The organism is Leeuwenhoekiella aequorea, assembly GCF_004104375.1.
Classification (GTDB): Bacteria; Bacteroidota; Bacteroidia; order Flavobacteriales; family Flavobacteriaceae; genus Leeuwenhoekiella; species Leeuwenhoekiella aequorea.
In genome coordinates this window covers 725,161-747,703 of sequence record NZ_QOVM01000001.1, presented here as the reverse complement: position 1 = coordinate 747,703, position 22,543 = coordinate 725,161, and the positions used below count along the sequence as shown (strand labels likewise).

Here is a 22,543-nt window from a genome sequence, read left to right as displayed (position 1 = left end):
TAACTAAGACTTTATAGTTATCCTACAAGTATAATCAACACGAATTAAAAAAAGTTTAAGATTGTGCTCACGTATATACTCATCTACAGCTTTTTTACATCCTTCCCAATGCCCATAATCATCAATGATAAGAATTCCTCCTTTTACTAATAAAGGAAATAGATGAATCATTTCGTGTTTGGTAGATTCATACCAATCCGTATCCAAACGAAGAATAGCTATTTTTTTTGGTAATTGCTTAGGTATAGTCTCCTCAACTTTTCCCTTTATAAAATGAACTTGGTCTAAATTATAACCAGTGCTCTTAATGTTTTTCACCACTTCATCTAAACTAGAATAACATTTTATCCGATTCCAAGATTCATCATTTTTCTCAAATGCAGTAATTGCAGACCCTGCTCTGGATGACCAATCTTTTTCTGTAGGCTCACTCATACCTTCAAAAGTATCGTACAAAAATATTTCACGTCTGCCACTAGTATTCTTTCTTATAAGTTCTAAGAGAGCTGCCATTATGCTGCCACCTTTCCAAACCCCACATTCTACAATAGCACCTTCAATCTTTTTTTCTTCAATATAATCTACTGCTCTAATAAAATTAACTATGCGCAACGCACCTGTCATGGTGTAAGGAGATACTCTCCCTATAATTTCTACTTCATGCTCCTCAAAATCAGATTCTGATCGGTCAATCGTTATGGTATTTGAGTTCTGTGCAAAATATCTACTATAGATTTTTGATTTTATTTTTTTCTTAAGGCGAGCTATCATAAGCTTCTTATTTTCCAATTTGCATCTTCTAAATAAACACAGGTTCCTTCCTTCCAACTATAATCTGTCCTTTTCGTGTTGAACATTTTAACTTTAAAATCGCAAATAGCTTCAACTTCTTGAAACTTTTCTTTAGTTAATGAATTACTTAAAAATATCTTGATATAATAATTACCCATATATATTTTAGGGTTAGGAAACACACACTTCATGATATAATCCCCTGCCTTTCTTGACTTTTCATTGTCAGCATCAAAAATCCAACTGTGTGTAATGGGAATATCACGCCCGTTTATAATTTGAAATGATAAGGCAAGATTATCTACGTCTGAAGGGCATACAATTGAAAACTCAAAAGTGAGTTCTTCTCCAAATAAGTGTACATTATTGGCTAAACTCGTTTTAACAACTGCCGATTTTAAATGGGGTTTAAGAGAAGTAGCATTGAAAGACAATAAATTTCGGGATTCTCCATCCTTAAGGTACTCGGCAATTCCATTTAAAGGATTACCAGTATAGGACACAGTTCCTTTTTCTAAAATTATTAATCTGTTAGTCAATTGAGCAATTGCATTCATATCATGACTTACAAAAAGAACCGTCCTGCCTTCTCCCTGCGAGATATCCTGCATTTTACCTATTGCCTTTTTTTGAAATTCGGCATCTCCTACGGCAAGCACCTCATCTACAACGAGAATTTCCGGTTCTAAAAAAGCTGCAACGGCAAATGCTAGTCGCACGGTCATACCACTGCTGTATCGTTTTGTAGGTGTATCTATATAACGTTCACACCCCGAGAAGTCTATAATCTCATCAAGTTTTGAAGAGATTTCAGCTTTAGTCATTCCTAAAATTGCTCCATTAAGATAGATATTTTCCCGGCCGGTGAGTTCGTGATTAAACCCCGTACCTACTTCAAGTAGCGAGGCGATACGGCCACGACTTTTAATAACTCCGGTACTGGGTGCGGTTACCCGTGATAAAATCTTTAATAACGTTGATTTACCGGCTCCGTTTTTACCGATGATTCCAAGTACTTCACCCTGCTGAACCTCAAAATTAATATCGCGCAATGCCCAGACATAATCCTCCGTACATTTTTGACTGCGGTCATTAACTGCACCTACTTTTAAAAAAGGATCTTCTTTCCCTCGTATGCGCGCCCAGTTCCGTTTAAAGTCATCGCGTAGGGTACCTGAACCTACATTGCCTAAGCGATATTGTTTTGAAATGTTTTCTGCTTTAAGAATAATATTACTCATTATATCGTATCAATAAAATTCTTCCCCGTCCTGTTAAAAACAATAAGACCAACAAAAAATAAAACCAGACTCAACACTGAGCAATAAGTAAGTAAAGGCCATTCAAATAAGCCTTCACTCAACGTCATATATCGAAAAGCTTCAATTAGAATAGCTATAGGATTTAGTTCGACTACCCAGGTATACTCCGCTAAAGTAGCGCTATTACGCACTTCAGAAATCGGGTACATTACCGCAGATATATACATAAGAAGTGTCGTCGCAAAGCCAATTAAAATTCTAAAATCTCTGTATTTAGTAGTTAAAGACGAAATCAACATTCCTGCTCCTAAACCTAATACTGCCACAATAAGCAGAAGAACAGGGAAAAACCAAAGCGTACTATTAGGTTGTATTTCTGATCCTTTAACAACGAAATACATATAAAAACAGGCAAAAATAAAAAGCTGAATACTCAATTTAAATAAGGCTGAAATAGCCTGTGACATCGGGGAGATAATTCTAGGAAAATATACTTTTGAAAAAAGACCGGCATTACTAGCAAACGTGTTTGAAGTATTATTTAAACACTGGGCGAAATAGCTCCACATGGTAATACCAGCTAAATTAAATAAAAACGGTGGCGCACCCCCCGTTGAAATACTTGCGATATTATTAAAAACTAAAGTGAATATAATACCTGTGAATAAAGGTTGTATTAAATACCATAAAGGACCTAAAATAGTTTGTTTATAAGCAGAAATTATATCCCGTCTTACAAACAGATAGAGTAAATCTCTATATCTCCAAATCTCTTTAAAATCTATATCAATTAATGGTTGTTTAGCATTGATCTCATACAACCACTCATCTTGATCCTTCATTAATTATTTCTCTAATTGGTTATTAAACCACTTCGTAATATCTTTTATATATCTCTTTATTTTTGAAAACAAGCCAGAATTTCCATTTTGTCTGTAGGCGTCTCCATACTTCCCATAACTATAACCATATTCATAACCATAGCCCATTTTACTTTTAGCTGAAAAATAATTGAGAACGAAACTTATATTATTTATTTCCTTCTTCTTATACTTATCATTTATGAGACGTAGCATCCCTTTCTTAGTGTAATGTTGCCTTATAATATACAAAGTTGCATCTACATATTCATCAAGTTCTAATGCATCAGAAACAAGTCCTAATGGAGGAGTATCTAAAATTATATAGTCATATTTTTGTTTCAGTTCTGCAATTAAAACATCCATTTGATCACTCATCAAAAGCTCCGATGGATTAGGAGGTACTGATCCTGCTAATATCACATCTAAATGGGGAATCTGAGTATTTTGTATTATAGTATCTAAATTATCTTCTCCAATTAGATAGTTCACCACCCCTTTATCGGATGGCAAATTAAAATCTCCAAATATTTTCGGTTTACGTAAATCGAGACCAACTAAAACTGTTTTGCGTTCACTTAATGCAAACACACTGGCTAAATTAATGCTACAAAAAGTTTTCCCTTCACCACTCACAGATGATGTGACACGTACTGTCTTGGCTCCTTCAATTTGTTGTTTCCTATATATAAACTGAAGACTAGATCGAAGTCCCCTAAATCCCTCTGCGATTGCAGAGCGTGGGTCTTCAATAACTACTAAACTACTTTTTAAACTACTCTTACCTATTGCACCAAGTACTGGAATATTAGAAAGCCTCTTAATTTCATTAGGGTTGCTAATATTTGTATCAAAGAAGAAAAGCAAAAACAATATAACTAAAGGCACAGCAGTACCTCCCACAATTGCCATCACATAACTCACCTCGGTATTAGGGCCTATTGGTCCATCTCCGGTATCTTTGGCTTCATCAATGATTAATATATCTGAAACATTTGCAGCTTTGACAATTCCTGCCTGGCTACGTTTATCTAAGAAAAGTCCGTAAGCACCTTCACTCAGATTATAGCGTCTTTGTATTCCAAATAACTGCTGCTGCTCATTAGGGAGTTTCCGCATTTGAGATTCGGTCTGCGCGATCTCACTTCGCACATCTCGCAGTTGTCTGTTTAAAATTTGCTGGCTTGAAGCCATATTTTCAAACAAAACAGATTTAATCGCATTTATACGTCTATCTAAGTCTTTAAAGGCAGGGTTATTAGGTTTTGCGGAATAAGCTAATCTCTTACGTTCTTCGGCTAATTCTATGATATTAGAAACACTCTGCGTTACACTTCCTTCTCCTATTCCCGTAATTGAAGGTGCAGGAATATCTACACTATAATCTTCTCTGGTTTTCAAATAGCGCTCTAAATCTTGATAATAATCAAGTCGCTGTTCTAAATTCTGCTTTTGTGCATCAAGTTCAGTTATCTTAGTTATTAACCCTTCCTCGCTGCCGCCTATACCTACTGATGAGTTATTGTCTCTAAATGAATCTAATTCTTCTTGAACACTACTCATCTCAGCAGTCTTTACCGCCAGGCTACTATCTATAAATTTGATTGTTCTAGTTGCAAAAAGATTTTTGCGTTCTAACTGAGTTTCACTCAATACATTTACAGAAGAGTTTAAATAATCTACTAATCTTGCTTTATTAGTTCCAGTAAGACTAAGAGTTAAAATGCTCGATCCAGTGGGTGTTTGATCAAGCCCTATACCGCGATAACGACTTACAACACCGTTAAATGCATTGAACTTGATGAGGTATTCTTTTCCTATTTCTACTGGAATATCAGTAGGGTTTAGCTTAAAATTGAAGTACGGAAAATCTACAGGGTCTCCTAGATTGTATTCTTTTGCTATCGTATTTTGAGGAAGTGATAAAGAACTTATTTCCTTGGTTTTGTAATTCTGAGCAGAACCAGAACCTCCATTAAAGTCAATCTCTAAACGATATTTTTTATCGGATAGAAAAACCACTTTCACCATTTTATCCAGAACCTGTGGTCTTAAGGTATTTACATCTACCTTAAATGGCGTAGACCCATAAATGTCTTCTAAATGATACTCACCTTGTTTTAAATAATCTACATAGAACTGAAGCTTTTCAACAACAGCTTCATTATGACTTCTTGAACGTAGTAAGATAATTGCTGTTTGCACTTTATCTGTCGTACCTCCCCAATTAAATGTTAAGCTAGTATTTGAGGTGAAAAACGGATTTTGGTCATCTTTTACTGTAATCATATTACTCATACGATATACAGATTGTTTACGCACATTTTTATAATGAGCAATGTAATATGCAATACCTATGCAAATCACAAATAAAGGCCACCAACTAACTACTTTGACTAGAAATCCTTTAAAATCAAAGAAGTTTTGCAGATCTCTTATTTCAAACTCATCTTCCATTTAAAGTCGGGTGATTAATAAAACTGTAGTCACAGCTAGGGTAAATAATGAAACAATGGTATTTAAAGATTGCAAACCTGTAGTTCCTACTCCTAATGACTTCTGCGGAAGCGGATTCACTAAAATCAAGTCATTAGGTTGTATGTAATAATAAGGCGAATTTAAAGCTTCAATTTTTGTTAAATCAACGTGATGAACCTTTCGTCCACCAGGGTATTGACGCAATATCAATACATCAGTTCTGTTTCCAAATTCGGTGATATCTCCACTATTTACAATAGCTTCGAGTAATGATAATTCTTCCACCAACTCTACTTTGGTTCCAGGACTTCCAACCTCACCAGCTATTGTATATTTTATACCGGCTAATTTTACGGTTACAAATATGTTTGCATTTTCAGTAAAATAGTCATCTAATAATTTTTCTTCGACGCGTTCTCGTATTTCTTCAACTGTATAACCTAAAACAGAAATCTCACCGAGTGTAGGAAGACGTATATTACCGTGGTCATCAACTACAAAGCCATCGTAATAATAACCTTCTCCTAAGCTTGAACCTTCTCCTTCTCCTCCTTGTGGATTAAATAGCGCTACCAGTTCTTGATCCAGAGCTTTTATTCTAATACTAAGCACATCGTGAACCTGTACTCTGTAGGGACTTTTCAAAACATTCACTTGAATTAAACTGTCGGCAGTGTTTTGAGATTCCTGAAGATAGGTAAGCTTCTTAGTAGAAATACACGAACTCATCATTACAAGAAGCATTAATACTACTATTTTGTAAAGTGAACCAATATTAAGTTTTTTTGGAAAAAGTGACGAGTAGATAGAGCTTCGCTGTTCTAAGTCCCAATTATGAGAAAAGAGGGTGTTTTTTGTAGGAATTTTCATATTAGTTGGGATTGCAACTTCGACAAATATAGCCCTTAACAATTTATTATGAAATAGGAATACAAGGAAGTTTGGCAACTTCCTTTTCAGAAAATTGCCAATTAACAGTCCGAATAAATTGAGAATTAATTTGCGACCTCGCTAAGAAATTTTATACGATAAAGCTTAAGTTCTTCTTCATCGTAATCACCATCAAACTCTTCAAGAGCTGCTTCAATACTGTCGGTTTCAGCTTCTAAAAAGTAATCATACAGCTCTTCCTGCTGATCTTCATCTAGAATATCTTCTATCCAGTAATTGATATTGAGCTTGGTACCGCTATTAACGATCACCTCCATTTCTTTTACAAAATCACTCATATCCAATCCCTTAGCGGAAGCAATGTCATCTAAAGGTAATTTGCGGTCAACATTCTGAATAATATAGAGTTTTAAAGCACTATTTGTACCTGTAGATTTAACAACTAATTCATCTGGTTTGAAAATATCATTCTCAGCCACATAAACTGTAATTAAATCTATAAACTCTTTACCATATTTTTTTGCTTTGCCTTCACCTACACCAAATACATTTGCCATTTCATCAAATGTGGTAGGGTATTTAATAGCCATATCTTCAAGAGACATATCCTGAAATACCACATAGGGAGGAACACCTTTTTTCTTTCCTACTTTTTTACGTAAATCTTTAAGCATCGCAATTAATTTAGCGTCTGCTCCTCCACCAGTAACGGCTCCTCTGTCAACAACATCTTCTCTTCCTTCAAAAGTGTGATCTTCGGTCATCATAAAAGATACCGCATTATTCAAATAACTTTCTCCGGCTTCGGTAATTTTGACTACGCCATAGGTTTCAATATCTTTCTTAAGATATCCTGCTACAAGAATTTGTCTTAAAAGAGCTCTCCAATATCCTTGATCTTTATCTTTACCACTCCCAAAATAGATTTCATCATCTGTTTTGTGAGATGTAATAATAGCGTTTGGCTTACCCACTAATGTAAGTACAAGCTCTTTACTCTTATATATTTCTCCAGTTTTCTTAACAACATTAAGCACCTTTACAACCTCATCTTTAGCTTCGTGCTTTTTCTTAGGGTTTCGCACATTATCATCAAGATCACCGCCTTCACCTGTTTCATTGTCAAACTCTTCTCCAAAATAATGAAGTATAAATTTGCGGCGAGACATAGAAGTTTCAGCATAGGCAACTACTTCTTGTAACAATGCATGACCAATTTCTTGTTCTGCTACCGGCTTGCCACTCATAAACTTCTCTAACTTCTCAATATCCTTATAAGCATAATAAGCAAGACAATGCCCCTCACCACCATCACGTCCAGCTCTACCGGTCTCTTGATAATAGCTTTCGATACTTTTAGGAATATCATGATGAATTACGAAGCGTACATCTGGTTTATCGATACCCATACCAAACGCAATTGTAGCAACCACTACATCCACATCTTCCATAAGAAACATGTCTTGATGTTTTGCTCGAGATTTAGCATCCAGACCTGCGTGATAAGGTACGGCCGATATGCCATTTACCTGTAAAACCTGAGCAAGCTCTTCAACACGTTTTCTGCTTAGGCAATAAATAATACCACTCTTACCTTGATTTTGCTTGATAAACCGAATGATATCAGCATCTACATTTTTAGTTTTAGGGCGTATTTCGTAATATAAATTAGGCCTATTAAATGATGCTCTAAAAGAGTTTGCATCAGAAATACCTAGATTTTTCATTATATCCTCCTGAACCTTTGGAGTAGCTGTCGCAGTCACCGCGATAATAGGTATTGAATCACCTATTCGTTTTATAATATGTCTAAGATTGCGATATTCTGGTCTAAAGTCATGTCCCCATTCACTGATACAATGAGCTTCATCTATTGCTACAAAACTAATTTTTACAGACCGTAAAAATTCGACATTTTCCTCCTTGGTTAACGATTCTGGAGCTACATATAGAAGTTTTGTAATACCATTAGAAATGTCTTCTTTAACCTGTTTAATCTCTCCTTTATTTAAAGAAGAATTTAAAACGTGAGCAATCCCGTGTTCCTTTGAAATCCCGCGGAGAGAATCAACCTGATTTTTCATCAATGCTATTAAAGGACTAACAACTATAGCTGTTCCTTCGGCAATTAATGCTGGTAATTGATAACATAAAGATTTTCCGCCACCGGTGGGCATAATCACAAAAGTGTGTTCACCATTAACAATACTTTTGATTACATCTTCCTGTAGACCCTTAAATTGACTAAAACCAAAATATTTTTTAAGAGCTGCGTGTAAGTCTATTTCTTCTGAAGTCATTAAAGCTTGTTCAAATTTGCATACATTTGTATTCTAAATATAGTAATTTCTACTCCAAACAAACGGCTTAATCTTATATCTTTTGAATACCTACGACCAGATTTTAAAAAGCGCTAAAAAAACTATCGCTTTGGAGCAGGAAGCTGTAGCTAATTTGACTACGCTTTTAGATAATCGATTTGCTGAAGCTGTATCACTAGTTTATAACGCTCAAGGTCGGGTAATTATTTCTGGAGTTGGAAAAAGTGCAATAATAGGGCAAAAAATTGTTGCTACGCTAAATTCTACCGGAACACCGTCTATTTTTATGCATGCAGCCGATGCTATTCACGGTGATCTCGGTACTATTCAAGAAGGTGATGTTGTTGTGTGTATTTCAAATAGTGGCAATACAGCCGAAATTAAAGTGCTTATTCCATTAATAAAAGGCCGAAATAATAAGGTTATCGCAATGACCTCTAACAAAGAATCTTTTTTAGCTAAACAAGCTGATGCTCTTATATTAGCATACGCTGAAAAAGAAGCTTGCCCTCATAACCTTGCTCCTACCACAAGTACAACTGTACAATTGGTTATGGGTGATGCTTTAGCTTTAGCATTACTTGATTTGAGAGGATTTTCACCTCAAGATTTTGCAAAATACCATCCAGGAGGTGCTCTAGGAAAAAAGATGTACCTACGTGTTAGTGATTTAGTAGAACTGCACGATAAGCCTCAAGTAAACGAGAATGCCCCCATAAAAGATGTTATTGTTGAAATATCTCAGAAACGACTGGGTGTAACGGCTGTAGTAGAAAATTCGCAAATAGTAGGTATTATTACCGACGGAGACATACGCAGAATGCTAGAAAAAAATGATATTCTTACCGGTTTAACGGCAAAAGATATTATGAGTAGCAATCCCAAGCAAATTTCAAATCATTCGATGGCCACTGCTGCGCTCGAAGTTTTAGAAACAAATAGCATTACACAGCTTCTTGCTGTTGATGAAAATAATAATTATACAGGCGTCGTTCACTTACACGACTTAATTAAAGAAGGAATTCTCTAATGGCAAAAAAACAAAATACCTCCCAAGACGAAATGTCTTTTTTAGATCACCTTGAAGAACTTAGATGGCACTTAATTAGAGCCACACTGGCTATTGTAATTGTAGGTGTTGTCGCCTTTATTTTTAAAGATTTTATATTTGACGATATAATTTTTGCACCTGCCAGACCCGATTTTATTTCCTATGATTTACTTTGTCAGATAGCCAATATCTTTGGTTCAGATAAGGGTTGTGTGAATGAGATGAATTTTATAATTCAAAACCGCACAATGGGTGGGCAATTTAATGCTGCGATATGGACCTCTATAATAGTAGGAGTCGTAGTTGCTTTTCCTTATGTAATATACGAGTTTTGGAAGTTTATATCTCCAGGTCTTTATGAAAAAGAACGTAAGAACTCTCGTGGATTTATTATTATATCATCGCTATTGTTTTTTACGGGAGTGCTTTTTGGGTATTATATTATCGCCCCACTTTCCATAAATTTCTTAGCCAACTTTACCGTAGGTGAACAAGTTAAAAACGAATTTGATATTGATTCATACATCGGTTTAGTACGCGCTAGTGCTCTTGCAGCTGGTGTGATCTTTGAATTGCCTATTATTATGTACTTCTTTACTAAAATAGGTTTAGTCACACCACAGTTTTTACGTAAATACCGTAAATATGCACTTATAATAGTCCTGGTCATATCTGCAGTAATAACTCCTCCAGATATCTCAACACAAGTAATTGTCTCAATACCTATTCTTGTATTATATGAAGTGAGTATTGTAATCTCTGCATTTGTATTACGACAAGAAGCAAGGCAATTAAAGAGAGCCGAAAAATCTAAAAACAAACTTTAAATATTTAACCCCTTATATGTCTGATAATTCTCAAAATCAAGTAGAATCATTTAATGCATATCGCGCTAAAATGAATGATAAAATTCTAGGTGATAAAAATAAGATCATCAACAGAATTTTTAATTTAGATACAAACGCTTTTGCGGCCGGCGCATTAGACGTGAAGACTAAAGAGCTTCTGGGATTAGTCGCTTCTACCGTTTTACGCTGCGATGATTGTGTAAAATACCATTTAGAAAGTTGCTACAAAGAAGGTATCTCTAAGGAGCAGGTAATGGAAACTTTAAGCATAGGAACATTAATAGGCGGTACTATCGTAATTCCTCACTTAAGGAGAGCCTATGAATTTTGGGAAGCACTAGAGGAAAACGCTACTAAATAATACTTATCCTGGGATTTCCCCGTTGTTATTTTTTAGTCTAATTGTAAATTGAGGAAATGAAACTACGCGCAGAAAATTTAATGAAATCCTATAAAGGCCGAAAGGTCGTTAAAGGCATCACTGTTGAAGTTCAGCAAGGAGAAATTGTAGGTTTACTAGGTCCCAACGGAGCTGGAAAAACCACCTCTTTTTATATGATAGTAGGTTTAATAAAACCTAATGGAGGCACAATTCATCTAGACAATCAGGATATTACAAAATATCCTATGTACAAAAGAGCACAGCACGGAATCGGATATCTAGCTCAAGAAGCTTCTGTGTTTAGAAAACTTAGTATTGAAGAAAATATTTTAAGTGTTTTACAGCTCACAAAACTGAGTAAGAAAGAACAACTTGCTAAAATGGAAGAACTCATTGATGAGTTTAGCTTAGGACATATTCGTAAAAGTAGAGGAGACTTATTATCTGGGGGAGAACGTCGTCGTACTGAAATTGCACGAGCACTAGCAACTAATCCTAATTTTATTCTGCTTGATGAACCTTTTGCAGGAGTAGATCCCGTGGCCGTAGAAGATATTCAACGTATTGTTGCTCAATTAAAACAGAAAAATATAGGGATTTTAATCACAGATCATAATGTTCAAGAAACTTTAGCTATTACAGATCATACTTATCTAATGTTTGAGGGAAACATTTTAAAACACGGTGTTCCCGAAGAATTAGCTGCAGATGAAATGGTAAGAAAAGTTTATCTGGGACAAAATTTTGAGCTACGAAAAAAGAAACTTTTCTAGTCTTAATTAAGAAAATAAAATAATGGGTTGAACATAGAAATTGCTCAACCCTTTTTTTTTTCGTTCAATTGAATTAATCTACGTGGATCCCCTCATTGGCATTGGCTAATGAAACCAATTTATGAAGTTGCTCTTCTAAAATACGATCTGGAGAAAGATCTGGTAGTTTGTCTAATGAAAACCATCCAACAGCGCTTATATCAAAGTTAGGATCAAAATCTCCATCCTTAATTTTGCACAAAAAACATAATTTATAAACGTAGTGTGGCTGAGGTGGATGCGGATAGCATCGTTTATCTAAAATCGCTAAAAGTCTAATTATTTCTGCATCAAATCCTGTTTCTTCTTTAACTTCTTTAAGTACATTTTCAGACGGCGATAAACCAACGTCTGCCCAACCCCCAGGCAATGTCCATTTATCATCTAAAGTTTCCTTGACTAATAAAACTTGATTACGATCATTTGTGATAAGCGCCCGTACATCTACTTTTGCAGTGGGATAATCATTTTCTGGCAAGTAGAAATTTGTAAATTGTTTAACTGAAAGATTACTAAGAATACTCATCATTTCTAAAGATACTGTTCGCATTTCTTCATAACGCTCTGCATCATAATTTTGAGAATTATAAACAAGGCCAGCTTCAGCTAATGCTTTTATCTGCTTTACAGCATTCAGTAATTGATCATTTATATCATTCATTATCTGGTAATTCTTGAGAACGTTTTACAACTCATCTCATATGACTACTGTGAGCATACAAGATGCCCAATATAGACTACAAATCAGCTATCCATTTTATCCTTTTTCCGAAGAAATCTTTTAACTTCTATTAAATGCTAGTAGTCGTTCTAGTAACCATTGATATTAGAACATACAATACGATGATAATAGGTATAGCTAGAAACGTAAGCCAAAAGAGTAAGATTCCCGCCAGCAATAGAAATCCATAACGAACTTTATTTTCGGCAATACCCCAACTTTTGAATTTTAGAGCAAACAGTGGTACTTCTGCATTAAGCATAAAACAACTCAAAGCAGTGAGCGCAAGTAAAAAATAGGTGTTTGTAATTAAATTTTCAGCAATCGCAATATCTTGAAACTGTATTATTAAAGGCAGACTAATGATAAGTAATGCGTTTGCAGGTGTTGGCAAACCTATGAATGAGGTTGTTTGCCGGGTATCTATATTAAATTTGGCTAACCTAAATGCAGAAGCAAGTGTAATTGCAAATCCTAAAAACGGAATTACAGAAATTGAATCCCAAGATAGCCCTGCATCTACCCAACGTTCACCCGTATTCCAGTGCTCAAGCTTATGTAATAATTGAAACATTACCATTCCTGGAACCACACCACTAGTAACAACATCAGCCAGACTGTCTAACTGCAACCCTAACTCTCCCTCTACTTTAAAAAGTCTGGCAAAAAAACCATCAAAAAAATCAAAAAAGATTCCTAGCACTACTGCATAAGCCGCAAAATCCAGTCGCCCGGTAGCTGCAAAAAAAGTACCCAGCATACCACAAAATAGATTAGCCATTGTAAATGCATTAGGAATATAACGTGTGATTTTCATAGTTGATTGTTTCTGTAAAAGTACTAAAGTATGCTTACTCGTGATATACGTGTAAAATAAACTTTAACTTCTCACCACATTTAGCCACCTTTACCGTAAAAAGAAGACGGAATTGAAAAAAGTTTTACCCTTAATTTTGCTATTTATTACTGTTAATTCCTTTTCACAAGTCGTTAGAAAATACTCTAACGAATTTTTAAATATTGGGGTTGATGCCGCATCACTTGCTATGGCAAATGCTGTAACTGCAAGTAGTGCAGATGTAAATAGTGGTTACTGGAACCCTGCAGGGCTGGTTGCACTAGAAGATAATGAACTTGCTCTTATGCACGCTAGTTATTTTGCAAATATTGCTTTATATGACTATGCGGCTTTTGCGACACCTTTAGATGATCGAAGCGCTCTAGGGATATCATTGATCCGGTTTGGAGTTGATGATATCTTAAATACAACGCAGCTTATCGATGCCAACGGAAATATTGACTACAACCGTATAAGTTTATTTTCTACCGCAGACTATGCCTTAACACTTTCTTATGCTCGGGAATTACCTGTTCAAGGATTGAAGATTGGTGCAAATGCTAAAGTTATACGTAGGATTATAGGTGATTTTGCCTCTAGCTGGGGATTTGGACTAGATGTAGGATTACAATTCACAAAAGGAAATTGGAATTTCGGATTAATGGCTCGCGATATTACCACATCAGTAAATACCTGGTCCATTAATGAAGAGGAGTTTGCTAAAATAAGCAATGCGGTAGCAGATCAAAATCAAGACTTACCTGAAACGTTAGAGATTACCATCCCAAAAATACAGTTAGGTATTAATCGCAATTGGGAAATTAACTACGACTATACTATAAAGGCAGAAGTAGATTTACTACTTCGCTTTACGCAAACTAATGATATTTTCTCAAGTTCTTCGGTAAGTGCAAGCCCGGCTGCAGGTTTTGAATTTGGCTATACAGGTTTAGTCTTTTTAAGAGCTGGAGTTGGCAATTTTCAGGAAATCACACAACTTGATGGCAGCAACCGCATTGGATTTCAACCTAATATTGGGGTTGGTTTTCAGTATAAAGGCATTCACATCGATTATGCACTTACAGACATTGGCGATCAAAGTGCCGCTATCTATTCAAATATATTTTCACTCAAGTTAGACTGGGAACTTTTTAGATAAAATTACACTTAAGCTTAAAGGTTAAATTTTTACTGCGCGTAGCATTTCTCTTTTTCCCGGAGGCCCAGGAAGTCTTTCTACTTTAAACCCTACTGCCTGCATTGCACGACGCACACTTCCCTTTGCTGCATAAGTGACTAAAACTCCATTCTGCAATAAGGCATCAAACATCTTTTGAAATATAGGTTGTTCCCATAGTTCTGGTTGTACTCGTGCTCCAAAAGCGTCAAAGTAAATTAAATGGTGCGCATTCTTATCTATAATAGTTTCAAAAGTCTGCTTTCTTTTTTTTAAACTAAATGTCGGAGAAATAGCTACAGCTTGCTCCCAAGCAGTATTATGCATTTTTTCAAATAATTCTGGTGCCGTATTAGAATCTATTAACTCAAAATAATTTAATTGATCTAATTCATCTTTAAGGACAGGGTAAGCCTCTACCCCTTCATACTTAATAGGTAAAGCAGTCTGTTCTTGTGCGTGTATAAGCGTAAGTAAAGCGTTTAAACCAGTACCAAAACCGATCTCAAGAATATTTAATTCAGTTAAATGAGGATTTTGAGTGACAATATAGTCTAAACCCATTTTTAAGAATACGTGCTGAGCTTCTTGCACTGCCCCGTGCATAGAATGATATTGTTCATTCCATTCGGTAATTTGAATGGTTGTAGAACCATCCCCTGTTTTAACTATTTTACGCTCCAACTTACTGAGCGACTTTTACACCGCTAGCTAAAAAACTAAATGAACGCTTCGGAGTTTTGATTGCATCAATCTCTTCTTGTGATTTACCGGCATCTTTAGCATAATGCTGCTGTTCTTCAACTGGAGTTTCGCTTACATAAGCTACGCCGTGCACCATTACGCTTTTGTCTTTTATATCTTTAGGAACGAAAAAAGCATAATCTTTAAATTTTATCATTACAGGATCTACAGCACCCACGTCAACTTGCATCCAGCATCCTTTTTCCTGACATACTTCTTCAACTGAACTTTTAAAAGATACATTAATCGTATCTCCAGCTTTAAGATTACTGTATATATCTCCCAGCTCAAAAGAAGTTAGCATCGCTTGATTTTTAAAATCTTCACCGTATAACTTCATTTTTGTTAACTCCACCTCATTAGATTCGGTTTCCGCAACAGTCTTTGTAGCAGTTTCCTGTTTACAAGCAACTAATGCTAATGCTAGAACAGCGGTTGTAAAAATTTTTCTCATAGCGATTTCTTAATTAATATTTGAAAGAGCTCGTAAATTTAATCAATTCATGAGCTCGAAGACATGCAGAAAATGATAAATTTGTGTCTATAAATTTGAATATAATGACAGATACAATAAAAGTAACCAAGGTTGCAGAATCTAAGATAAGCGATGTAGACTTCAGCAAGCTTTCTTTTGGTACGGTCTTTACAGATCATATGTTTGTTTGCGAATACGAAAACGGAGCTTGGAAAAAACCTGAAATTGTGCCTTACGGTCCAATCAGTATGGATCCTTCTGCCAAAGTCTTTCATTATGGTCAGGCAGTTTTTGAAGGTATGAAAGCATATAAAGATGATAATGGTAAAATCTTTATGTTTCGTCCAGAAGAAAACTTCAACCGTATCAATAAATCGTCAGAACGTCTTGCAATGCCTGCTTTTGAAAAAGATTATTTTTTCGACGGTCTAAACACCTTATTAAATTTAGAAAGCGATTGGATTAAACCAGGTAACGACAATTCTCTTTACTTACGTCCATTTGTAATTGCTACAGAAAATGGTGTTTCTGCATCACCATCTTCAAAATATAAATTCATTATTATTTGTGCTCCGGCACAGGCATATTATAGCGGAGAGGTAAAAGTACTTTTCGCAGATCAATACAGCCGCTCTGCAGATGGTGGAGTAGGTTTTGCAAAAGCTGCAGGTAACTATGCTGCTCAATTCTACCCTACAGAACTTGCTAAAAAAAGAGGTTACCAGCAGGTAGTGTGGACAGATGCAAATACTCACGAATACCTGGAAGAAGCTGGCACTATGAATGTTTTCTTTAGAGTAGGTGATAAATTACTTACAGCTCCCACAAGTGATCGTATTCTTGATGGTATTACACGTAAAAGCTTAATTGAGTTGGCAAAGAGCGAAGGTATTGATGTTGAGGTACGTCCTGTAAAAGTTTCAGAAATAGTAGAAGCAGCAGAAAATGGCACTTTAAAAGAAATGTTTGGAGCTGGTACAGCTGCAGTTATTTCGCCAATCTGTGGATTTACTCATAAAGATAAAGAGTTTGATCTTCCAAAATTAGAGGATGCTTATGGTGCTAGATTGAAACAGCATTTAACTTCGTTGCAAGCTAATAGAGCTGAAGATCCATTTGGATGGCGTTATGAAGTGCCTTCAATGACCGTTTAATAATTTTTTTATTGAAAATTTTAAAACCCGAAACGTAGCGATATGTTTCGGGTTTTGTGTTTGTAATAGTTAAGTGTATTTTTGCAATTCAATTTTAAACTGAAGAGATGCAAGACGGAATATATGCTAAATTTCATACGCCAAAAGGCGAAATTTTAGTAAAACTAGAACACGAGAAAACCCCGGGAACAGTAGGTAACTTTGTTGCCCTTGCCGAAGGTAATCTTGAAAACAAAGTGAAAAATCAAGGAACTCCATATTACGATGGTCTTAAATTTCACCGTGTAATTCCAGATTTTATGATTCAGGGAGGTTGCCCACAGGGATCAGGAACAGGAGATCCAGGCTATAAATTTGACGATGAGTTTGATGCTTCATTAAAGCATGATGCTCCAGGTAAATTATCTATGGCAAACTCCGGACCAGGAACAAATGGAAGTCAGTTTTTCATAACACATACCGCTACACCTTGGTTAGATGGCAAACACACTGTTTTTGGTAGTGTGGTTGAAGGTCAGGATGTTGTTGATGCTATCGCTCAGGGCGATAAAATGGAGAAAGTTGAAATTATACGCCAGGGTTCTGAAGCAGAAAACTTTAATGCTGTTGAAGCTTTTAGAACTTTTGAAGGAGCAAGAGAAAAGCGTGTTGCTGCAGAACGTGCCGCTAAAGCCGATGCATTAGATAAATTAAGTGAAGGTTTTAAAGAAACTGCTAGCGGCTTGCGTTATCAAATAATTCAGCAAGGTTCTGGCAAAAAAGCTGAATCAGGCAAAATGGTTTCTGTTCACTACAAAGGTCAATTAGCAGATGGTACCGTGTTTGACTCTTCTTATAAAAGAAATCAGCCTTTAGATTTTCAGGTTGGTGTAGGTCAAGTAATCGCCGGTTGGGATGAAGGAATCGGACTTTTAAAAGTAGGTGATAAAGCTCGCTTCGTAATACCTTCAGATTTAGGTTATGGTAGTAGAGGTGCTGGTGGAGTAATTCCTCCAGATGCTATATTAGTATTTGACGTAGAGCTTATGGACGTAAAATAATTTTAAATATACTATATAAAATCCCGCAAATTGCGGGATTTTTTTTGTGATTTTGTCAAACTACTCGAATTTATTAACTTAGAGAAAACACTAAAAATAATACAATGGGAAAAGGTGATAAAAAAACTAAACGTGGAAAAATTAATAGCGGAAGCTTTGGGAAACTAAGACCTAGAGGCCGCAATAAAAGAACTGCTACAACGGCAGATGTTCCTACTAAACAAACCGCTAAAAAAACAATGGAGGCCGGTGATGCAGCCTCCTCTGAGAAAAGTTTAATAGATAAAAAACCTTAATATTATCTTACAAAAACCAATTCGTTATTAGATAAATCTGAATACTGCTCACTAAAGCCATAATCATCATAATCAAAACCTTTAAGGTCATCAATGGTTTGTACATTTTTATCGATAATGTATCGTACCATTGAACCACGGGCTTTTTTAGCATAAAATGAAATGATTTTTAATTTGCCATTTTTGTAATCTTTAAATATAGGAGTAATTACCGGCACTTTAAGTTTTTCAACATTTACAGCTTTAAAATACTCCAGACTGGCTAAGTTTAAAAACAACTCATCATTTTCAAGTTCGTCATTTAAAGCATTTGTAATCTTATCTCCCCAGAATTCATATAAATCCTCAGTACGCCCAGATTTAAGTTTGGTTCCCATTTCAAGACGGTATGCTTGCATCAAATCAAAGGGTTTTAGTACACCATATAACCCACTCAAAATACGTAGAGTATCCTGAAGTGTATCAAATTTTTCGGTAGGAATTGTGTATGCATCTAAACCTGTATAAACATCACCATCAAAAGTATATACAGCAGGTCTGGCATTATATTTATCAAAAGGAACTGTAAAATCTTTATAACGCTGGTAATTGAGATCTGCAAGTTTATCACTAATGTTCATCAATTCTGAAATCTCAGCTTTTGTTTTACGCTCTAATTTTTTATTAAGTGTGTCTGCTTCTTCTAAAAAAATAGGCTGGGTTGCTCGTGAAGAAGGCAACTTTGAATCAAAATTTAGTGATTTTGCCGGAGAAACTACTGCTTTCATATCTTATATTTTTATCAAAAATACATTTTCGAATACACTAATAAACGACGTTTCGATAACATTTAAGAATACAGAAATAAGCTTGTTAGATTGAGTTTAATAATTCAAACTAAAATTATACGAGTACATTTTTGCGTATATCACTTTCAATCAAACCATCTCTAAGTCTAATTACACGATGTGCATGCTCTGCAATGTCTTCTTCGTGAGTTACTAAAATAACCGTATTCCCAGAGGCGTGTATATCATCAAAAAGCCCCATTATTTCTACTGAAGTCTTAGAATCTAAATTCCCCGTAGGCTCATCAGCAAGTATTATTGAAGGCTTGTTTACTAGTGCTCTTCCAACAGCCACACGTTGACGCTGACCCCCAGAAAGCTGGTTAGGTTTGTGATCCATACGATCTGCAAGCCCTACATCATTAAGTACTTCTTCGGCTCTTGCGTGTCTGTCTGATTTAGAATAACCAGCATAAACCATAGGTAATGCTACATTATCTAAAGCCGTTGTACGTGGTAATAAATTAAAAGTCTGAAAAACAAAACCTATTTCTTTGTTACGTACCTCTGCCAGCTCGTCATCAGTCATCGAACTCACATCTCTATTATTTAGTATATAAGTACCAGATGTTGGTGTATCAAGACATCCTAGCAAATTCATTAATGTAGATTTTCCAGAACCCGAAGGGCCCATTATAGCTACATACTCACCTTTATCAATCTGTAGATCAATCCCTTTTAAGACGTGCACAATTTCATTTCCTAGCGGAAAATCTCGTTTTATATTCTTAATATCGATCAAACTGGCCATAGAATTATTTTGAATCTGTTATTAAAACAGGTGATTACATCTATAAGTAGTCAAAATGATATTTGAGTTACAGTAATTACGCTCTAATCTTAAAATTTTCTTTGGCTTGCTCTTTTCTAAAAAAAACAAATCCCAACCAGAAACAGTCTACGGTTACAACAACTTGAGGATGGTTTTTTATATTCTCCCAAGCCTCAGTCATTTCTGAAGACCAATATATATCATCCAGAATCCATACTGAATCATTATGAATCGTTGGTAGTAACTTTTCAAAATAGTTCAGCGTAGCCTCTTTGCTATGATTTCCATCAAAGTAAATAAGGTCATAATTTTTATCTAGCTGCTTAACTAAGGTCTCCTTAAAATCGCCAATTATAATATTTACATTTTCAATACTAGCACTACGTAAATGTTGCTTAGCAACCTCAGCAGTTTGAGAACATCCTTCTAAGGTTGTCACAGCATCACTTCCTAAAGCAAGACCAGCAGTTGCAAGACCTACAGAAGTTCCTAATTCTAATGCGTGATTCACACCAAAGTAAGAACTTACTCGGCAAAGTAACTTCATTCGTTTTGATGAAGCACCTGCATGAGTTGCAATACTCTTTACAGAACGCTCATTAGTTTTAAAAACTCGGGATCCAGCTCCAAAATCCTTAACCGTTATAATCTCTCTTGAATTTGAAAGTCCTTTTCGGTAATCTAGTAACCTTCGATAGTGAGTATATTCTTTGCGATCGTAAAGACACTTTGTTACAAATTGATAAATAAAGGGAGAATGTACTCCGTGCTGATTTGTCGCTTCTCGTAAAAAATTGAAATAAGCTTTAAGCGTATACCACATAATTAGCTCTAAACTTGATATTTTATACTATTAACAATGTCGATCAAGTTTGAACTATCCTTCCATTTTTGCACTTAATTCAAACCATCTTTCGGTAAGTGCATCTATCTTATCTTGTACCTCCTGAAGCGCTATAGAACGTTTATTAATTTCCTCTCCTGATAAATCCGGATTAAGAAACTCCGCTTCTTTACTTGCTTTTTCTTTCTCTAATTTTTGAATATCACGCTCAATACGATTGTATTCTTTTTGATCATTATAAGATAGTGAAGTTGATGCGGTCTTCCAGTTATCTTTTGTAGTGGCCTTTTCCTCTTTTGGCTTAACAACTATTTCCTGCTCAATAGCAGGCCCCGAATCATATACTCTAAAGTCTGAGTAGTTACCCGGAAAATCTTCAACTTCTCCTTGGCCTCTAAAAACAAATAAATGATCTACGATCTTATCCATAAAATAACGGTCGTGAGATACCACAAGTAAACATCCCGGAAAGTCTAAAAGAAAACTTTCTAGTACATTCAGTGTCACAATATCAAGATCATTTGTAGGTTCATCAAGAATTAAAAAGTTAGGATTTTGAATAAGAACAGTACATAAATACAGACGCTTTCGCTCTCCCCCACTTAGCTTTTCTACAAAATCATACTGCTTTTTACGATCAAAAAGAAAGCGTTCTAGTAACTGACCGGCAGATATTTGCCTTCCTTTCTTAAGTGGAATATAATCTCCAAATTCTTTTATTACATCGATGACTTTCTGACCGGGCTTTATAGTAATTCCTTTTTGAGTATAGTACCCAAATTGGATAGTCTCCCCTATCACAATCTTACCGCTGTCAGGAGGCATACTCCCCGTTAAGATATTTAAAAATGTAGATTTACCGGTTCCATTTTTTCCTATAATCCCTATACGTTCTCCACGCTGAAAATTATATTCAAAACCATCAAGAATTTTTCGGTCTTTAAATGATTTTGATACTTTATGAAACTCCACAATTTTACTACCCAAACGCTCCATATTAAGCTCAAGTTGAACTTCGTGGTCATTACGTCTTTTTGAGGCCTTATCTTTTATTTCGGCAAAATCATCAATTCTTGACTTTGACTTTGTAGTACGGGCCTTAGGCTGGCGTCGCATCCACTCTAGCTCTTTCTTGAAGAGTTGTTTTGCTTTACCTGTTTCAGTTTCTTCAGTAGCAATACGCGCTTCTCTTTTATCTAGATAATAGGAATAGTTACCTTTGTAATTATATAGTTTTCCCTCTTCAAGTTCTATAATTTCATTACACACACGCTCCAAAAAATAGCGATCGTGAGTAACCATAAACAGCGTGAAATTTTCTTTTGCAAAAAATGCTTCAAGCCATTCTATCATCTCTAAATCTAAATGGTTTGTGGGCTCATCAAGAATTAACAAATCAGGTTTGCTCAAAAGCATATTAGCAAGAGCTAATCTTTTTTTCTGCCCTCCACTTAGTTTTTCAACCTTTCTATCAAGATCATCTAATTTAAGCTGAAAGAGAATTTGTTTGTATTGCGTCTCAAAATCCCAGGCTTGATGAACTTCCATCTGATCAAAAGCCTTTTGATACGCATCACCATCCTCCATATTTAATAGTGCGTGCTCGTAATCTGAAATAACTTTTAGGATTTCATTATCGCTATCAAAGATTGTTTCTTCCACTGTTAACGAAGGATCTAAATTGGGTTCTTGAGGAAGAAATGCCACTTTGATTCCCTTACGAAAAATCACTTGACCACTATCGGGATTTTCGGCACCAGCTAAAATATCTAGCATAGAGGTTTTCCCAGTACCATTTTTTGCTACCAACCCTATTTTTTGGCCTTCATTAATACCAAATGATAAATCTTTAAATAAGACCTTCTCTCCAAAAGCCTTTGCGATAGATTCAACCGAAACATAATTTATTGCACTCATAGGCTGCGAATTTAGCCTTTAAATGTGGAGTAGAAAACTCA

Annotated in this window: 21 protein-coding genes and 1 pseudogene; 8 read left to right on the top strand and 14 right to left on the bottom strand. The window is 35.5% G+C overall.

Annotation, left to right across the window (positions count from 1 at the left end):
• Positions 1 to 3: 3 nt before the first annotated feature.
• From DSM00_RS03385 to recQ, 6 genes are all read right to left on the bottom strand, one after another.
• Positions 4 to 789 (bottom strand): TylF/MycF/NovP-related O-methyltransferase, encoded by a 786-nt coding sequence (locus tag DSM00_RS03385; RefSeq protein ID WP_241652345.1) that lies wholly within the window; start codon positions 787 to 789, stop codon positions 4 to 6.
• Positions 768 to 2,033, bottom strand: a complete 1,266-nt coding sequence (locus DSM00_RS03380) for an ABC transporter ATP-binding protein (protein ID WP_128756601.1) — start codon at positions 2,031 to 2,033, stop codon at positions 768 to 770. The genes DSM00_RS03385 and DSM00_RS03380 overlap by 22 nt, the downstream gene beginning before the upstream one ends.
• Entirely contained in the window at positions 2,033 to 2,896 is an 864-nt protein-coding gene (locus DSM00_RS03375) for an ABC transporter permease (protein ID WP_128756600.1), read from the bottom strand. Before DSM00_RS03375 ends, DSM00_RS03380 begins: the two co-directional genes overlap by 1 nt.
• Positions 2,897 to 2,899: 3 nt before the next feature.
• Positions 2,900 to 5,371 (bottom strand): exopolysaccharide transport family protein, encoded by a 2,472-nt coding sequence (locus DSM00_RS03370; protein WP_128756599.1) that lies wholly within the window; start codon positions 5,369 to 5,371, stop codon positions 2,900 to 2,902.
• Positions 5,372 to 6,136, bottom strand: a complete 765-nt coding sequence (locus DSM00_RS03365) for a polysaccharide biosynthesis/export family protein (protein ID WP_371455852.1) — start codon at positions 6,134 to 6,136, stop codon at positions 5,372 to 5,374.
• Between the two features lie 251 nt (positions 6,137 to 6,387).
• Positions 6,388 to 8,583 carry a DNA helicase RecQ gene (gene recQ, locus DSM00_RS03360; protein WP_128756597.1) on the bottom strand — a complete coding sequence of 732 codons (2,196 nt, stop codon included), beginning with the start codon at positions 8,581 to 8,583 and terminating at the stop codon, positions 6,388 to 6,390.
• An 82-nt stretch (positions 8,584 to 8,665) separates the two neighbouring features.
• Here recQ and DSM00_RS03355 point away from each other — a divergent pair, with 82 nt between their 5' ends.
• Genes DSM00_RS03355 through lptB form a run of 4 tightly spaced genes read left to right on the top strand, consistent with a single transcriptional unit; the run spans position 8,666 to position 11,658 of the window.
• Positions 8,666 to 9,634: a KpsF/GutQ family sugar-phosphate isomerase gene (locus DSM00_RS03355; RefSeq protein WP_128756596.1), complete on the top strand. Its 969-nt coding sequence runs from the start codon at positions 8,666 to 8,668 to the stop codon at positions 9,632 to 9,634.
• Positions 9,634 to 10,482 (top strand): twin-arginine translocase subunit TatC, encoded by an 849-nt coding sequence (gene tatC, locus DSM00_RS03350; RefSeq protein ID WP_128756595.1) that lies wholly within the window; start codon positions 9,634 to 9,636, stop codon positions 10,480 to 10,482. Before DSM00_RS03355 ends, tatC begins: the two co-directional genes overlap by 1 nt.
• 16 nt (positions 10,483 to 10,498) lie before the next feature.
• Positions 10,499 to 10,864 (top strand): carboxymuconolactone decarboxylase family protein, encoded by a 366-nt coding sequence (locus tag DSM00_RS03345; protein ID WP_128756594.1) that lies wholly within the window; start codon positions 10,499 to 10,501, stop codon positions 10,862 to 10,864.
• 56 nt (positions 10,865 to 10,920) lie between these two features.
• Complete coding sequence (lptB, locus tag DSM00_RS03340) at positions 10,921 to 11,658, top strand: LPS export ABC transporter ATP-binding protein (protein WP_128756593.1); 738 nt, start codon at positions 10,921 to 10,923, stop codon at positions 11,656 to 11,658.
• A 73-nt stretch (positions 11,659 to 11,731) separates the two neighbouring features.
• Here the strand turns inward: lptB and DSM00_RS03335 are convergent, their stop codons facing one another.
• Both DSM00_RS03335 and DSM00_RS03330 read right to left on the bottom strand, forming a co-directional pair.
• On the bottom strand, positions 11,732 to 12,358 hold the full coding sequence (locus tag DSM00_RS03335; RefSeq protein WP_128756592.1) for an NUDIX hydrolase: 627 nt from the start codon (positions 12,356 to 12,358) through the stop codon (positions 11,732 to 11,734).
• Between the two features lie 130 nt (positions 12,359 to 12,488).
• Complete coding sequence (locus DSM00_RS03330; protein WP_128756591.1) at positions 12,489 to 13,235, bottom strand: CDP-alcohol phosphatidyltransferase family protein; 747 nt, start codon at positions 13,233 to 13,235, stop codon at positions 12,489 to 12,491.
• Between the two features lie 112 nt (positions 13,236 to 13,347).
• Between DSM00_RS03330 and DSM00_RS03325 the strand changes: the two genes are divergently transcribed.
• On the top strand, positions 13,348 to 14,415 hold the full coding sequence (locus DSM00_RS03325; RefSeq protein WP_164916288.1) for a putative type IX sorting system protein PorV2: 1,068 nt from the start codon (positions 13,348 to 13,350) through the stop codon (positions 14,413 to 14,415).
• Between the two features lie 21 nt (positions 14,416 to 14,436).
• Here DSM00_RS03325 and mnmD read toward each other — a convergent pair whose 3' ends face one another.
• Both mnmD and DSM00_RS03315 read right to left on the bottom strand, forming a co-directional pair.
• On the bottom strand, positions 14,437 to 15,117 hold the full coding sequence (gene mnmD, locus DSM00_RS03320) for a tRNA (5-methylaminomethyl-2-thiouridine)(34)-methyltransferase MnmD (RefSeq protein ID WP_128756590.1): 681 nt from the start codon (positions 15,115 to 15,117) through the stop codon (positions 14,437 to 14,439).
• Position 15,118: 1 nt separating this feature from the next.
• Positions 15,119 to 15,631 (bottom strand): DUF4920 domain-containing protein, encoded by a 513-nt coding sequence (locus tag DSM00_RS03315; RefSeq protein WP_128756589.1) that lies wholly within the window; start codon positions 15,629 to 15,631, stop codon positions 15,119 to 15,121.
• Between the two features lie 104 nt (positions 15,632 to 15,735).
• Here DSM00_RS03315 and DSM00_RS03310 point away from each other — a divergent pair, with 104 nt between their 5' ends.
• The 3 genes and pseudogenes from DSM00_RS03310 to DSM00_RS15645 all read left to right on the top strand — a co-directional run.
• Positions 15,736 to 16,806, top strand: coding sequence for a branched-chain amino acid aminotransferase (locus DSM00_RS03310; protein ID WP_128756588.1), 1,071 nt, complete (start codon positions 15,736 to 15,738; stop codon positions 16,804 to 16,806).
• A gap of 107 nt (positions 16,807 to 16,913) precedes the next feature.
• Positions 16,914 to 17,846 carry a peptidylprolyl isomerase gene (locus DSM00_RS03305; RefSeq protein WP_128756587.1) on the top strand — a complete coding sequence of 311 codons (933 nt, stop codon included), beginning with the start codon at positions 16,914 to 16,916 and terminating at the stop codon, positions 17,844 to 17,846.
• Positions 17,847 to 17,950: 104 nt separating this feature from the next.
• Positions 17,951 to 18,023: pseudogene (locus DSM00_RS15645) on the top strand (30S ribosomal protein THX); the annotation flags it as partial.
• A 121-nt stretch (positions 18,024 to 18,144) separates the two neighbouring features.
• Here DSM00_RS15645 and yaaA read toward each other — a convergent pair.
• The 4 genes from yaaA to DSM00_RS03280 all read right to left on the bottom strand — a co-directional run bounded on the left by yaaA (position 18,145) and on the right by DSM00_RS03280 (position 22,493).
• The gene (gene yaaA, locus DSM00_RS03295) at positions 18,145 to 18,909 is read right to left on the bottom strand and encodes a peroxide stress protein YaaA (RefSeq protein ID WP_128756585.1); all 765 of its coding nucleotides are present in this window, start codon (positions 18,907 to 18,909) and stop codon (positions 18,145 to 18,147) included.
• 115 nt (positions 18,910 to 19,024) lie between these two features.
• Positions 19,025 to 19,720 carry an ABC transporter ATP-binding protein gene (locus DSM00_RS03290; RefSeq protein ID WP_128756584.1) on the bottom strand — a complete coding sequence of 232 codons (696 nt, stop codon included), beginning with the start codon at positions 19,718 to 19,720 and terminating at the stop codon, positions 19,025 to 19,027.
• A gap of 76 nt (positions 19,721 to 19,796) precedes the next feature.
• Positions 19,797 to 20,564, bottom strand: a complete 768-nt coding sequence (locus DSM00_RS03285) for an O-methyltransferase (protein ID WP_128756583.1) — start codon at positions 20,562 to 20,564, stop codon at positions 19,797 to 19,799.
• Between the two features lie 54 nt (positions 20,565 to 20,618).
• Positions 20,619 to 22,493 (bottom strand): ABC-F family ATP-binding cassette domain-containing protein, encoded by a 1,875-nt coding sequence (locus tag DSM00_RS03280; protein ID WP_128756734.1) that lies wholly within the window; start codon positions 22,491 to 22,493, stop codon positions 20,619 to 20,621.
• Positions 22,494 to 22,543 lie beyond the last annotated feature (50 nt).